General features: G+C 39.3%; 13 protein-coding genes. 7 read left to right on the top strand and 6 right to left on the bottom strand.

What is annotated here, in order from left to right:
• Positions 1 to 105 precede the first annotated feature (105 nt).
• Positions 106 to 1,536, top strand: a complete 1,431-nt coding sequence (locus tag ACXIUD_RS16930; protein WP_458053832.1) for a DASH family cryptochrome — start codon at positions 106 to 108, stop codon at positions 1,534 to 1,536.
• A gap of 19 nt (positions 1,537 to 1,555) precedes the next feature.
• Here the strand turns inward: ACXIUD_RS16930 and ACXIUD_RS16925 are convergent, their stop codons facing one another.
• The 4 genes from ACXIUD_RS16925 to ACXIUD_RS16910 form a co-directional block, all read right to left on the bottom strand.
• Positions 1,556 to 2,314 (bottom strand): alpha/beta fold hydrolase, encoded by a 759-nt coding sequence (locus ACXIUD_RS16925; RefSeq protein WP_458053831.1) that lies wholly within the window; start codon positions 2,312 to 2,314, stop codon positions 1,556 to 1,558.
• A 128-nt stretch (positions 2,315 to 2,442) separates the two neighbouring features.
• A complete protein-coding gene (glmS, locus tag ACXIUD_RS16920) occupies positions 2,443 to 4,284 on the bottom strand; it encodes a glutamine--fructose-6-phosphate transaminase (isomerizing) (RefSeq protein ID WP_458053830.1) in 1,842 nt (613 codons plus the stop codon).
• A gap of 122 nt (positions 4,285 to 4,406) precedes the next feature.
• Entirely contained in the window at positions 4,407 to 5,738 is a 1,332-nt protein-coding gene (locus tag ACXIUD_RS16915) for a DUF4270 family protein (protein ID WP_458053829.1), read from the bottom strand.
• Entirely contained in the window at positions 5,728 to 6,537 is an 810-nt protein-coding gene (locus ACXIUD_RS16910; RefSeq protein ID WP_189579326.1) for a glycogen/starch synthase, read from the bottom strand. Before ACXIUD_RS16910 ends, ACXIUD_RS16915 begins: the two co-directional genes overlap by 11 nt.
• Before the next feature lie 121 nt (positions 6,538 to 6,658).
• On the opposite strand from ACXIUD_RS16910, the gene panC reads away from it, so the two are divergent.
• The 6 genes from panC to ACXIUD_RS16880 all read left to right on the top strand — a co-directional run bounded on the left by panC (position 6,659) and on the right by ACXIUD_RS16880 (position 11,928).
• Complete coding sequence (gene panC, locus ACXIUD_RS16905; protein ID WP_458053828.1) at positions 6,659 to 7,507, top strand: pantoate--beta-alanine ligase; 849 nt, start codon at positions 6,659 to 6,661, stop codon at positions 7,505 to 7,507.
• Positions 7,508 to 7,528: 21 nt separating this feature from the next.
• The gene (gene panD / locus ACXIUD_RS16900; RefSeq protein WP_458053827.1) at positions 7,529 to 7,876 is read left to right on the top strand and encodes an aspartate 1-decarboxylase; all 348 of its coding nucleotides are present in this window, start codon (positions 7,529 to 7,531) and stop codon (positions 7,874 to 7,876) included.
• Position 7,877: 1 nt separating this feature from the next.
• The gene (locus tag ACXIUD_RS16895; protein ID WP_458053826.1) at positions 7,878 to 8,879 is read left to right on the top strand and encodes a lysylphosphatidylglycerol synthase transmembrane domain-containing protein; all 1,002 of its coding nucleotides are present in this window, start codon (positions 7,878 to 7,880) and stop codon (positions 8,877 to 8,879) included.
• Positions 8,880 to 8,913: 34 nt separating this feature from the next.
• Positions 8,914 to 9,600 (top strand): zinc metallopeptidase, encoded by a 687-nt coding sequence (locus tag ACXIUD_RS16890; protein ID WP_189579322.1) that lies wholly within the window; start codon positions 8,914 to 8,916, stop codon positions 9,598 to 9,600.
• Between the two features lie 116 nt (positions 9,601 to 9,716).
• Complete coding sequence (locus ACXIUD_RS16885; protein ID WP_458053825.1) at positions 9,717 to 10,856, top strand: acyl-CoA dehydrogenase; 1,140 nt, start codon at positions 9,717 to 9,719, stop codon at positions 10,854 to 10,856.
• Between the two features lie 139 nt (positions 10,857 to 10,995).
• Positions 10,996 to 11,928: a helix-turn-helix domain-containing protein gene (locus ACXIUD_RS16880; RefSeq protein ID WP_458053824.1), complete on the top strand. Its 933-nt coding sequence runs from the start codon at positions 10,996 to 10,998 to the stop codon at positions 11,926 to 11,928.
• 192 nt (positions 11,929 to 12,120) lie between these two features.
• On the opposite strand, the gene ACXIUD_RS16875 is transcribed toward ACXIUD_RS16880, so the two are convergent.
• Together ACXIUD_RS16875 and ACXIUD_RS16870 are read right to left on the bottom strand one after the other, a co-directional pair.
• Complete coding sequence (locus tag ACXIUD_RS16875) at positions 12,121 to 12,603, bottom strand: hypothetical protein (RefSeq protein WP_458053823.1); 483 nt, start codon at positions 12,601 to 12,603, stop codon at positions 12,121 to 12,123.
• Positions 12,604 to 12,607: 4 nt separating this feature from the next.
• On the bottom strand, positions 12,608 to 13,201 hold the full coding sequence (locus ACXIUD_RS16870; RefSeq protein ID WP_458053822.1) for a hypothetical protein: 594 nt from the start codon (positions 13,199 to 13,201) through the stop codon (positions 12,608 to 12,610).
• Positions 13,202 to 13,234: the final 33 nt, after the last annotated feature.

The raw sequence follows: 13,234 nt of genomic DNA, 5'->3' as shown, positions 1-13,234 counted from the left end.
AGTTGATTTATGAATTTGGTGTACTTATTTCATGAATCTATGAAGGTACATAATATTTCGAAAAACCCTTAAACACTTTGATTAAATAAGCTGTTAGAACACTAAATGAACAAAAATAGAGTTGTAGTTTGGTTTAGAAATGATTTAAGGGTGCATGATAATGCATCCTTATTTTCCGCAGTAAAAAAGTATGAGGAGGTCATACCTGTGTACTGCTATGATGAAAGGCAATTTGATGAAATGATACTGGGCCTACCAAAAACCGGAGCTCTTAGAGCCAAATTTCTGATAGAGTCAGTAGAGAATTTAAAACGAACCTTGCAAGAAAAAGGCGCGAATTTGTTAGTACTAAAGGGAAAGCCAGAAGAGTTACTGGTATCAATTGCGGAAAAATACCAAGCTAGTGCCATCTTCTTTTCGGAGGAAGTGACAGATGAAGAGAAAAAAGTAGAAGAAGCATTGGAACAAAACGCATGGGCCAAAGGGATTAAAACCGAGGTATTTTGGCAAAGTACACTCTTCCACTTACAGGATCTTCCGTTTCCTGTCACCCAAACTCCTGAGGTATTCACACAGTTCCGAAAGGAATGCGAAAAATTTGTTCGAATTCAAAAGGTGTTTCCAACACCTGATTCAATAAATACTCCTGCATTTTCGGATGCAGAGTCCAACGAAGTTTCCTTAAAAGTTCTAGGTTTGAATGAGCCTGAGATACCGTCGAGCGGTGTGTTGAGATTTGAAGGTGGTGAATCGGCGGCTCTTGGGCGACTTCAAACCTACTTTTGGGAACAAGATCTGTTGAAAGTTTATAAAGAGACCCGAAATGGATTGTTGGGAGCAGATTACAGCAGTAAATTTTCTCCTTGGTTAGCTTTAGGCTGTATTTCTCCCAAATACATTTATTGGGAGGTTTTACGCTATGAAAAAGAACGTAAAAAAAATCAATCCACCTATTGGTTGGTTTTTGAATTGATATGGAGGGATTATTTCCGGTTTATATGTAAAAAACATGGAAACAAGGTCTTTCAACTGAAAGGCATTCGTATTGTGGAGGAGCAATGGAGTAGAAATGAATCCATGTTTTGGCGCTGGGCTGAGGGGCAAACCGGAATCCCTTTTGTTGATGCAAATATGCGAGAGCTGAATCAGACGGGTTTTATGTCCAACAGGGGTAGGCAAAATGTCGCCTCATTTTTGGTAAATGATTTGGGGATTGATTGGCGTTGGGGAGCTTCTTATTTTGAGTCTATGTTGATCGATTATGATGTCTGCAGCAATTGGGGTAACTGGATGTATGTTGCTGGAGTAGGTAATGATCCTCGGGAAAACAGATATTTTAATATCCTTAAGCAAGCTCAGAACTACGACAAAAAAGGAGATTATATCAGGCATTGGATTCCGGAATTAGCTCAAATTCCTGGTTTTGATATACATCAGCCGTACACCTTGCATGCTTCGGACCTGCGCAAATATCAGGTAAGTTTAGGGGGTAACTATCCCCATCCTGTGGTAAAAATGAAAGCTTTCAGCTATTGACTGTAAGGCTTTTTTGATGTCATAATTGTTTTAGGAAGTTTTGTAGAAGTTTTAAAGTAGTTTCGCTTGCTTCAAACATTCCCATGTGGCCTGCATGGGGTAATTCGTGGTAAAATTGGGTATATGGCTTATGCAGGCGGCTTTGTTCGATATTGACGGCTAAGTCGTAATATCCTGCTATCACGAGTTTTGGATTTGGGAAGTTCTGCCAAATATCCATCCGGTCTTTTCGATCTCGCATTGCCAAAATGTATGCTAGGACACCTTCCTTGCTGCTTTTCCTGCCTGCTTGTATCAAGAGTTCGATTTCTTGAAAGTTCTTGAGTCTGTTTTCCTCTGAAAAAAGGGAAGGTACAAAAGAGTCAATGAATTTCTCTACCCCAAACTTCCTAATGAATTGGTGGGTTTTGTTGCGCGTATGCTTCTTCTCCTCAGTATCCGCAAATGCAGTGGAATGGAATAATCCTATCCCTTTGATGCCAATACCCATAAGTTCTGCCATGGCAAGCGTCACGTAACCCCCTAGGGAATGACCAATGATGGTTGGATCGGAAATGCCTTCTTGATCAAGCCATTCCTGAAGGATTACTGCTGTAGATTCCATACTGATGGTTGATTCGATCAGAGGACTTTTCCCAAAACCGGGGAGGTCAATAGCGTAAACACAGTGTGTTTGAGCTAAAGTTGGCATCCAATGAGCCCACATTTCCAAGGATTCACAAAATCCATGAATCAATATAAGCGCTGGGCCATTTCCTCTTTTTGTGTAGTTGATCATAAGTCGGGTAATAAAAAAGTCCTGAACGGATCCAGGACTTGTAAACTTTCTTCAGTTATCATAAAATCAGACAGTAGAGTCGGCAATCGTTGAAAAGATGCACCAATTTTACTGACTGAATTTAATACTTATTCCACCGTTACCGATTTTGCCAAGTTTCTTGGTTGATCTACGTTACAGCCTCTCATAACGGCAATATGATAAGAGAGCTGCTGCAAAGGAATCACGGAAATCAACGGCACAAATGCCTCTTCTGTATCTGGGATTTCAATGATATAGTCCGCCATGTGCTTTACTGTATCATCTCCTTCGGTAACTACTGCAATGATTTTTCCTTTTCTTGCTTTTACTTCTTGAATATTGCTGACTACTTTTTCGTACGAAGAGTCTTTGGTAGCAATAAATACAACCGGCATTTCTTCATCGATCAAAGCAATTGGCCCGTGCTTCATTTCTGCAGCAGGATAGCCTTCTGCATGGATATAGGAAATTTCTTTCAACTTTAATGCTCCTTCTAACGCAACAGGGAAATTATATCCCCGACCTAGATATAGAAAGTTTCTGGCATCCTTATACTTTTCAGCAATTACTTGAATCTTATCGTTGAGTTTAAGCGCACGTTCTACTTTTGAAGGGATAGTTTCCAACTCGCTTAATAATTGCATGTAGCGACTTTCAGAAAGTGTGCCCCGCTGATAACCCAATTTCAGAGCCATCATGGTCAATACAGAAATCTGTGCCGTAAAGGCTTTGGTTGATGCCACTCCGATTTCTGGACCTGCGTGAGTATAAGAACCTGCATGGGTTGCTCTTGCAATAGATGAACCCACCACGTTGCAAACACCGAAAATAGTTGCACCTTTGGATTTGGCCAATTCGATAGCTGCCAAAGTATCTGCGGTTTCCCCGGATTGAGAAATGGCGATAATGAAATCTTCAGGACCAACTACTGGGTTTCTATAGCGAAACTCAGAAGCGTATTCTACTTCTACAGGAATTCTTGCAAATTCCTCAAATAAGTATTCTGCTACAAGACCGGCATGCCAGGAAGTACCACATGCAGTGATGATGATACGCTTGGCATTTTGGAATTTGTTCATGTAGTCTCTCAAACCACCCAAAACCAAACGACCATTTTTGGCATCTAATCGACCACGCATACAATCTGCGATAGATCTTGGCTGCTCGTTGATTTCTTTCAACATAAAGTGATCGTAACCACCTTTCTCAATGGCTTCCAATTCAAGCTCCAGCTGATTGATATACGGATTGGTCTCTACATTTTCGATCGTTTTGATTTGTAACTGATTGTCACGAATCACTGCAATCTCATAGTCATCTAAGTAAACCACCTGATTGGTGTATTCAATGATAGGCGTAGCATCGGAAGCTAGGAAATACTCATCCTGTCCTACGCCGATTACTAGCGGAGAACCTTTTCTAGCAGCAATTAAGGTGTCTGGTTCTTCTTTGTTAACAATTACAATCGCATAAGCACCTACCACTTTGTGCAAAGCTAAGCGAACAGCCTCTTCTAGACTGCAATAGTTATTGACATAGATATCTTCGATGAATTTAATAAACACCTCAGAGTCAGTTTCCGAATGGAAAACATACCCTTTGTTTAGGAGGTCTTTTTTCAATACGTCGTAGTTTTCGATAATGCCATTATGAATCATGGCAAACTTTTCACTAGCAGAGTAGTGAGGGTGGGCATTTACATCATTTGGTTCTCCATGGGTAGCCCAACGTGTGTGACCGATACCAATCTTAGAATGTAAATCAGAAAATTCTGATAAATGGTTTTCCAATTCAGAAACTTTCCCCTTTTTCTTATAGACTCCTAATCCATCTTTGGTCAACAATGCAACACCGGCACTGTCATACCCTCTGTATTCTAGTCTTTTTAATCCTTTGATAATTATTGGCAGCGCTTCTTGCTGACCAACATAAGCTACAATTCCGCACATAGTTAAAAATTTATAATTCCAAAAGTACGCTTTTTCAAATTAATGTTTAATTTTTCAATCGGTTTTTTCACTTTCTCGAAAAAACCGTGCCAGTTGAATAGGCTTAAATAAAAAAACGCGGGTTAAAGTACCCGCGTTCTTGAATAGAAGATTTTTAACTTAATGGTATTTTTATCCCAAACATTTTCCTTCATTGAAAACGTGAAATCATCTGATCCAGCTTGGCCTGGGTATATGAGTAAATCTCTTCTCTGTAACCTCCCTCTATAAATAGCATTCACGTGTGCTGTCAAGGATTGTAACATGATATTATTTTCCCTATCATGAAATAATAAAGCAGGAGTATCAGAAGCAGGTTCGCCAGTTTCAGGATCAAATTGAGGTCTGTTATCAGGTTGTACAAACAACTGTCTGCCGTCAGTTCTTCTAAGGATCCTATTGGTTTCATTGGTGAAGTACATGATGCTTGCATCGAAAGGGCGATGTGTTGCTCTGTTCTTTTGTAAAGGCCCCATTTCAAGGATTACACGATTGAAGGTTACGTTTTGTAAAGTATCCAAAAAGCGTGAAAGTGCCTCAGTTTCCAGTTTCACAAGCATATTGGATAGGCCTTTCATGCCCACTTTGTCACCAACATCGTATGCCACGTGTGCCTGTGTTACATTTTCAACTGCTGCTCCTGTAGTGTTGGCCTTGTATTGAGAAAAGTGTCTCGCTACATTAAAGTTGAGTCCTGTGGCTATTGGATATGTTCTTGAGACAGTATCTCCCTCATTTCTATAAAAGAATACCATACCCGTGTTGCTTCCTGGTCGTATTGTGAAAGCTGTTTGCTCATTTTTATCTCCAGTAAAGGCAAATCCTGGAAGAAACTCTCTAAATGTAAAGATATCCGTGAAGTTTTGACCTGATTTGATCTCTTCAAATAGGTTTCTAACAAACTCATTATCCACTTTTGCACTGACTAGTGTATCTTGTCTATTTCCGAAATTGAAAGCTGCGGAAAAAATAGGTTCTTCCTCAAAGTCCAATCCATCTGTAGTGTAGTAAATTCGATCTCTAATCTGCTCTTTCAATTGGTGAACGCGAATGGTCCTAGGAGTCGATAGATTATCAGCTAATACAAATCTTACATTAAAATTAAATCGGACAGAATCCAAAGTAGCATTGGCACTCGGAAAATTGATATCTCGATTAAAGAAGAGTCTAGAATAGGCAATAGCTTCACTTTCTCCAAAGAAATCCCCTGAATCATGTCCAAAAACAAGATGGTTGTTATTGGTTGTTGAAGTTGAGTCGAATTTTACAACTTTAGCAGATAGGGGTATCTCTATATAACTTACCCCTATCTGATTATTGTTAGGATCTAAGTCCAAACCAATACTGGATGGGTCTGAACATGAGATAGCAATGATTGAAAATAATAGTAATACTGAAACTAGCTTAGTTGGCAAGTTCCGTGTAAATATTGTAGTAACTTTCAAAAAGTTCTTCTTCTTCGCTGTTAATTTCACACTGTTTATTTTTTGAGTGCTCTTCAATAAGTTGGTTTAAATTTTCGGAAATATCCTCTGCTTTGATAACAACATCGGCATATTCCATACCGATTTTGAGGAAACCTTCGAAATCTTTGGATTTTAACGGGGCCAAAATGTTGTCGTCAATATCGACCATCTTCACCTTATCGAATAAATCATCTCCAAATTTATGGGTAAATCCGTTATTATAAATAGCGAATACTGATTTTGTTTCTTTAAATAATGGCTCGTTTTTGTAGGTTGTCTTCAAGTACATGGGTACCAAGCTTGTCATCCAGTCATTGCAATGAACAATGTCAGGAGCCCATCCCAATTTTTTTACTGTCTCAATCACTCCTTTACAAAAGAAGATCGCTCGTTCATCGTTATCTTCGTAGAATTTTTCCTGTTTATCATGGAAAACGCTCTTTCGTTGAAAATAGTCTTCGTTGTCTATGAAATAAACCTGAAGTTTCGCATTTGGGATTGATGCAACCTTGATAATCAAAGGCTTCTCCTCTTCTCCCACTGCAATGTTAATTCCAGAAAGTCTAACAACCTCATGCAATCTATTTTTTCTTTCATTAATTAACCCAAACCTAGGCACAAGAATACGAATTTCCATACCTTTTTCCTGCATTGCCTGCGGTAAAGCTCTGACGAAATTTGCTACTTCTGATGTTTGTAAGAATGGGTTGATTTCACTTGCTACGTAGAGGATACGAAGTTTTGACATACCTTTTTATTTGTGTAGTAAATAATAATGTACAAAGGTACAAAAAAAAACTGGCAAAACCATTGTTATTCTGAGGAATAAACTAGTTTTGCCTCTATTTTACATTTGAAAAACACAATCGTTGAAAATTGCAAAAACTATTCAGGAATTAGAAACCTCGCTTAATTCCTACCGAATTGATAATCAGACTATAGGATTTGTACCCACTATGGGGGCATTGCATGAAGGGCACCTATCACTCGTGAAAGCATCCAAATCAGTTTCTGATATAACAGTAGTTTCCATCTTTATAAATCCCCTTCAATTCAACAGTTTGGTAGATTTTTCTACTTACCCAAAAACCATAGAAAAGGATTTGGACTTACTTCAAAAGGAGGGAGTGGATATTGTTTTTATTCCTTCAAAAGAGGAATTATATCCTCAAGAGCCTGTTTTAACTATAAATTTTGGTCCGATAGAACAAGTCTTGGAAGGCGCTTTCAGACCGGGACATTTTAGTGGAGTAGGAATCGTGGTTTCCAAGTTGTTAAATTTTGTTAAGCCTCAGGTTGCTTTCTTTGGGCAGAAGGATCTACAGCAAGTGGCGATCATCAAAACGCTCGTTCAGGATCTTTCGATTGATGTCAGGATTGAGGTGGTGCCGACCATGCGTGAAGCTGATGGGTTGGCTATGTCCTCCCGCAATCTCCGGTTAACTCCTAATGAAAGAATTGCTGCAAGATTGCTATACCGTGTATTAAATTTTTGCAGGAATGAACTAATTGCAGGAAGTGATTGGTTACACACCCGTCAAGAAGCCCTTACCCATATCCAACAAGAACCGTCGGCAAGAATGGAATATTTGGAATTGGTAGATACTTACACACTCGAATCCCAATCCTCCTATGATGCCACCAAAACATTATCCTTGGTTATTGCTTGTTTCATAGGTGAGGTGCGATTGATAGATAACCTACCAGTTAATTTGTAATATTGCGGCAAAATTAAAGTTATGCAAATCCAGATTTTAAAATCGAAAATTCACCGAGTTAAAATTACCCAAGCAGAATTGCATTATGTAGGAAGCATTACCGTCGATGAAGACTTGATGGACGCTGCCAATATGATCGAAAATGAGAAAGTTCAGATTGTCAATATTAATAATGGTGAGCGACTGGAGACCTACCTTATCAAAGGAGAGAGAGGTTCTGGAATGGTTTGCTTAAATGGTCCTGCCGCAAGAAAAGCCCAAGTTGGAGATGTTGTGATTATCATTTCTTATTGCTATATGGATTTTGAGGATGCAAAAAAATATCAGCCAAAAGTCATCTTCCCCGATGACCACAATAAATTGATTTAATTTGAAGCTAACAGGAAAGCAGTTTTTTCAGGTAGCATTATCGCTTGCTTTGGCAGGATGGATATTTTGGTTTTTATACAAAGATATCTCTTGGTCTAGCCTGATTGCTATGTTTTTAGAGTCATCCTTCTTTTGGTTGGCTATTTCACTGATTATTTCAGTACTTGGATTTTGGTTACGCGCTTGGAGATGGACTTTGCTCATTGATGCAGATGCTCAGGTGCGGACTAAAACCATGAGAGCTTTCGTTGCTTTGATGATAGGCTATTTAGCGAATCTAGCTGTTCCCCGAGCTGGAGAAATTGCGCGCTGTGGTGTCTTGGTCAAAACAGAGGATAAACAACTGGGCGGACTGATTGGAACAGTTGTTTTGGAGCGAACGATCGATTTGTTATTTATGCTCGGCACTATTCTGCTAGCATTTATTATCGAGCGTCAACTTTTTTTGAGTCTTTTAAGTGAATTGGTTTCTTTGGATGCTTTGTTGGGAAAAATTTCTGGAGCACTCCCATTGGTGATTGGAGGATTGGGTATTGCAGTATTGTTTCTGTTTTTGGTCTTCAAAAAGTACCAACATCACTCTATATTTAAAAAAATTCGACATTTCTTGCGGGATATGGTTCGTGGAATCATTAGTCTAAGGGTTGTGAAAAATCAATGGGGATTTTGGGGAAGTTCTACACTCATCTGGGTCAGTTACTATTTAACCATGCTTACAGTGGCATGGGCCATCCCTGCTACTGCCAGTCTGTCATTAAGTTCAGTTTTATTGGTAATGGTGATGGGAAGTATTGGCATGGTTGCGCCTGTGCAAGGTGGAATTGGGACCTTTCATGCCCTTGTGGCCTACATTTTGTTTGCATTTGGGCTGGAAGAAGCTGACGGTAAAATATTTGCAGCCATTATCCATGGTGTGCAGATGTTATTGGTAATTGTCTTGGGATTATTCAGTTTGGGATATTTCATAAAAATTACTGCTCAGAAAGCATCTAAAACTTCTTAACTTCGTAAAAAAACTAGCTAACAAATTTAAAACTATGATTATTTTAATTTTCATCTTCTTTGCTGCTTTAGGGTTTATCGTCAGCAACAGATTGAAGAGTAAATTCAAAAAGTACTCGCAGACATCTTTGAAAGCCAATCTTTCAGGAAAAGAAATTGCTGAATTGATGTTGGCAGACAGTGGCATTTATGATGTACAAGTGGTGAGTGTAGAAGGTCAATTAACTGACCATTACAACCCTATGAACAAGACCGTGAATTTAAGTCCAGACGTGTATTACGGAAGAAATGCTGCAGCAGCTGCCGTTTCCGCACACGAATGTGGTCACGCCATTCAGCACGCTCGTTCCTACACGTGGTTAAACTTCCGTTCCGCTATGGTGCCTGTGCAAAATGCCAGTGCCAAAATATTGAATATAGTATTGATTGCTTCTTTATTTGGTGGTTTTGCATTGGGATTACCTTATGAGTTTATTGGATATATTGTGGTAGGTTCCTACAGTGTGATGACCTTATTTACCTTGGTGACACTGCCTGTAGAATTTGATGCAAGTGCCAGAGCGCTGGCTTGGGTGAAGCAAAGGAATGTGGTCACTGCGGATGAATATGCTATGTCAAAAGATGCATTGAAGTGGGCGGCCATGACGTACGTTGTAGCGGCTTTGGCATCTTTGGTTACCTTGGCCTACTACATCATGGTATTCTTCGGAAATAGAGACTAATAGAAACTGAAAATCTCAATTTGAGTTTACAAATAAGGGGCATTTCATTGTCCCTTATTTTTTTTGGTGTTAAATTCGAGTCCGAATAAGTTAAACCCAAATACTCAATCGTTTATATGCATTTCGAATACACAGAGGAGCACCTAGCGGTGCGGGACGCGGCGAGAGATTTTGCCCAAACAGAGTTGTTGCCAGAGGTTATTGAAAGAGATACAGAAGCTAGATTTCCCTATGAGCAGATCAAGAAAATGGGAGAATTGGGCTTTATGGGCATGATGGTGGATCCCAAATATAATGGAGGTGGTATGGATACCATTTCGTATGTGTTGGCTATGGAAGAAATTTCCAAAATCGATGCTTCTGCTTCTGTTTCCATGTCAGTAAACAATTCCTTGGTTTGTTGGGGACTTGAAAAATACGGTACAGAGGCGCAGAAAGAAAAGTATTTGAAGCCCTTGGCCGCCGGAGAAATTATCGGTGCTTTTTGTTTGTCGGAGCCAGAAGCTGGTTCGGATGCTACTTCCCAAAAGACGATTGCCGAACTCAAAGGAGATCATTACATCCTGAATGGTACCAAAAATTGGATTACCAATGGGAACACTGCATCAGTTTATTTGGTGATTGCCCAAACCGATGTTGAAAAAGGCCATAAAGGCATCTCCGCATTCATTGTAGAAAAAGGCTGGGATGGTTTTGTAGTTGGGAAAAAAGAGGACAAACTAGGTATCAGAGGATCAGACACCCATTCCTTGATGTTTACAGATGTCAAAGTACCTGTAGAAAATAGAATTGGTGCGGAAGGCTTTGGATTTACCTTTGCCATGGAAACCTTGAATGGTGGTAGAATCGGTATTGCCGCTCAGGCTTTAGGGATTGCTTCCGGTGCTTATGAGTTGGCATTGGCTTATTCTAAAGAGCGGAAAGCATTTGGCAAGACGATTAGTCAACACCAAGCCATACAATTCAAACTAGCTGATATGGCTACTCAAATTGAAGCTGCAAGGCTGCTTGTGTTGAAGTCAGCTTGGTTAAAGGACAATGGTCAAGACTATGCGCATGCCAGTGCTATGGCAAAATTATACGCATCTGAAGTTGCCATGAATGTGACCGTAGAAGCCGTGCAGGTGCATGGTGGTTATGGATACGTAAAAGAATACCATGTGGAGCGCTTGATGAGAGATGCTAAGATCACCCAAATTTACGAGGGTACGAGTGAGATTCAGAAAATAGTAATATCCCGAGGTATTTTGAAATAGTACTTTAATTGCAGTATGGAAGGCATAAAATTTAACTTTTATGCCTTTTTTTGTGCTATTTTGAATTATTATTTACTTTTTCGATTTAAATTTAGAAAAATATTTTAGTTTTACATTCGAAACCGCTACGCTATACATCATGGAATATTACAATAAAGTCATCGAATCGGTAGGAGTCCGTTTTTTGAAGGGGACCAATTACAAGATTGAAAAAGCTGTCTCCGTTTCCGACTATATAGAAACAGAGAACTCTATCATATTACTTCATCAAGGGTCTATCAAGTTTTCGGAGGAACAAGAGCTTGTCAATGAAGGGGAGATTTTGTTCATTCCCGCAGGAAGGGCAACCCAAGTGACTTTTGGTTCTGGTCACAAAAAATCAGAAGTAGATAACGAGGGGTTCCTAGACCAAAAAAGAAAGTTTCTTCAAACAGTAAGTTTCCGTGAAATCAAATCTTTGGATGAGGATTGTATTTCTGTAGTAAACTTTGAAGCTAAGGTATTTGATGTAGTCAATTTCTTCAATTCCTTAGGTATTCCTCCATTTGTGATCCGTTTCAATGATCGCTTGGCAACTATTGTAGAGGACATCGTCAAAGAGTCCGAACAAAGTACCCCAGGAAAAGAGCGGGTATTGAAAATCCACTCAGAATTATTGGTGATTGAAATCGTCCGACACATTCTTAAGAACAGATTGTTCATGGAGGAATTGTCCACCAATAGTACGTATTTCAAAGATCCACGCCTGATTGATCTCTTTAATTATATCAAGAAAAACATTGGTGGTGATCTATCCAATAAGGTATTGGCAAAAGTTGCCAATGTTTCCGAAGATTATGTTGGCCAGTATTTCAAAATGTTGACTGGCATCAATCCTCAGGATTACATCGAATATCAGCGTATGGAAGCGGCTGTAGAATTGCTTCGTACTTCCAAAAAAAGTATCCGGGATATCGGGAAGGAAGTAGGATACAAAGACACCGCGTACTTCTGTAGAAGATTCAAAATGATGTACGGATTGCCAGCTGGCAAGATGAGAAGAAGAGAATCTCTTATTAATGTGCAAAACTAAAAATTCTGAAAGATATCAATTAAAAAAAGCTCAGATGAACCTGAGCTTTTTTTATGGCTTATCCAAGATCTTGTAAAGCACTACTACTATCGTAAATAAGATTAATTTGCTAAATATTTTTGGTTTTTATAGGGTTAGATATTCTTGTAGGAAAGTAGGCTCAAATAAATACGATGATTTCAGAAGATAAAATCAAGCCCCTTTTGATGTTTTTTGAGGAAGGGGAGTGAAGAAGTTGACTTGTTTGATGTGCTGGGATAGCTGGTTGATGGTGTCGATGAGTTCGAAAATATTGGTGGATTGAAAGGGGTAGAGCTCAATTCTGTTTTTGCCATCGAGGTCTTCCATGAGTTTGAGAGAATATTTTTTGCTAAGCGTGGATAAGTTGGAAGGCAGTTTTTGCGGGCCGTTTTGTAGATTTAAGCCACTGCTTTTGAAACCAAAGGTCTTTTTTTCTGAGATGTAATTTTTTCGAATTTGCTCTTTATCAAAGCCCTTATCGTAAACAGCTAAATACCCAACGGAGGGATTTTTCATGGGAAATGTATAGTCCAATATTAATCGTGGCCGAATGACCACATAGTGGATAGAGCCATCCACATTGTAGATGTCTAGGCGGAGATTGTTTTTCTGGCACAGGAATTTCCAGAGATTCTCCTGTTTTAACAGGTCCATCAAGTTAATTGGGTTTATTGATAAGCCTAAAATAGTCTGAAAAAACGGTTTTTAGAATATCTCGCTGCTTTTCTTCTTCCAAAATTGGGAGCCACTCTTCCTCAACCTTCATTTGCAGTGTCACCCCTTCCTCAAAAATTTGGAAAAAATCCAAGGCAAAATTGAAGTGGTCAAATTTATTACCTCCGGTAAAAGTCATGTCCCCGGACCTTCCATCTGGATGAGTCCAACTCAGTTCTAGTGGCAGGTCTTCTGGAAATGGTTCTACAAAAATGTATGCTTCATCCACCACACGATTCAACATAATAGCAAAGTTAAGGAGTGGCTTTTTTTCCGACTTTTCCCTCTTGCCATGTCGGTAAATATTCATCTTGGCATCGCCTCTACTTTCCAAATCATAAGAACTTGCACGTACATTTCGGAAATATAGTCGATCGGCATCCGTAATCCGCATCTCAGAAGGCTCTGTTCCTGAATTATTGGCGCGCTTTTCATTGAAAAAAGACATGATAAACACAAAAACGACCGTACTAATCCCAAAAATCTTCAGGATTCGGATCATCTCAGGTGAAAAGGTATCGGAATTTTTAGAAGCCATACCTTCTAAACCGTTCTTACTTTCTAAAGGTTT

It is taken from the genome of Mongoliitalea sp. (genome assembly GCF_054166905.1).
This window is presented reverse-complemented; position numbering and strand designations above follow the sequence as displayed.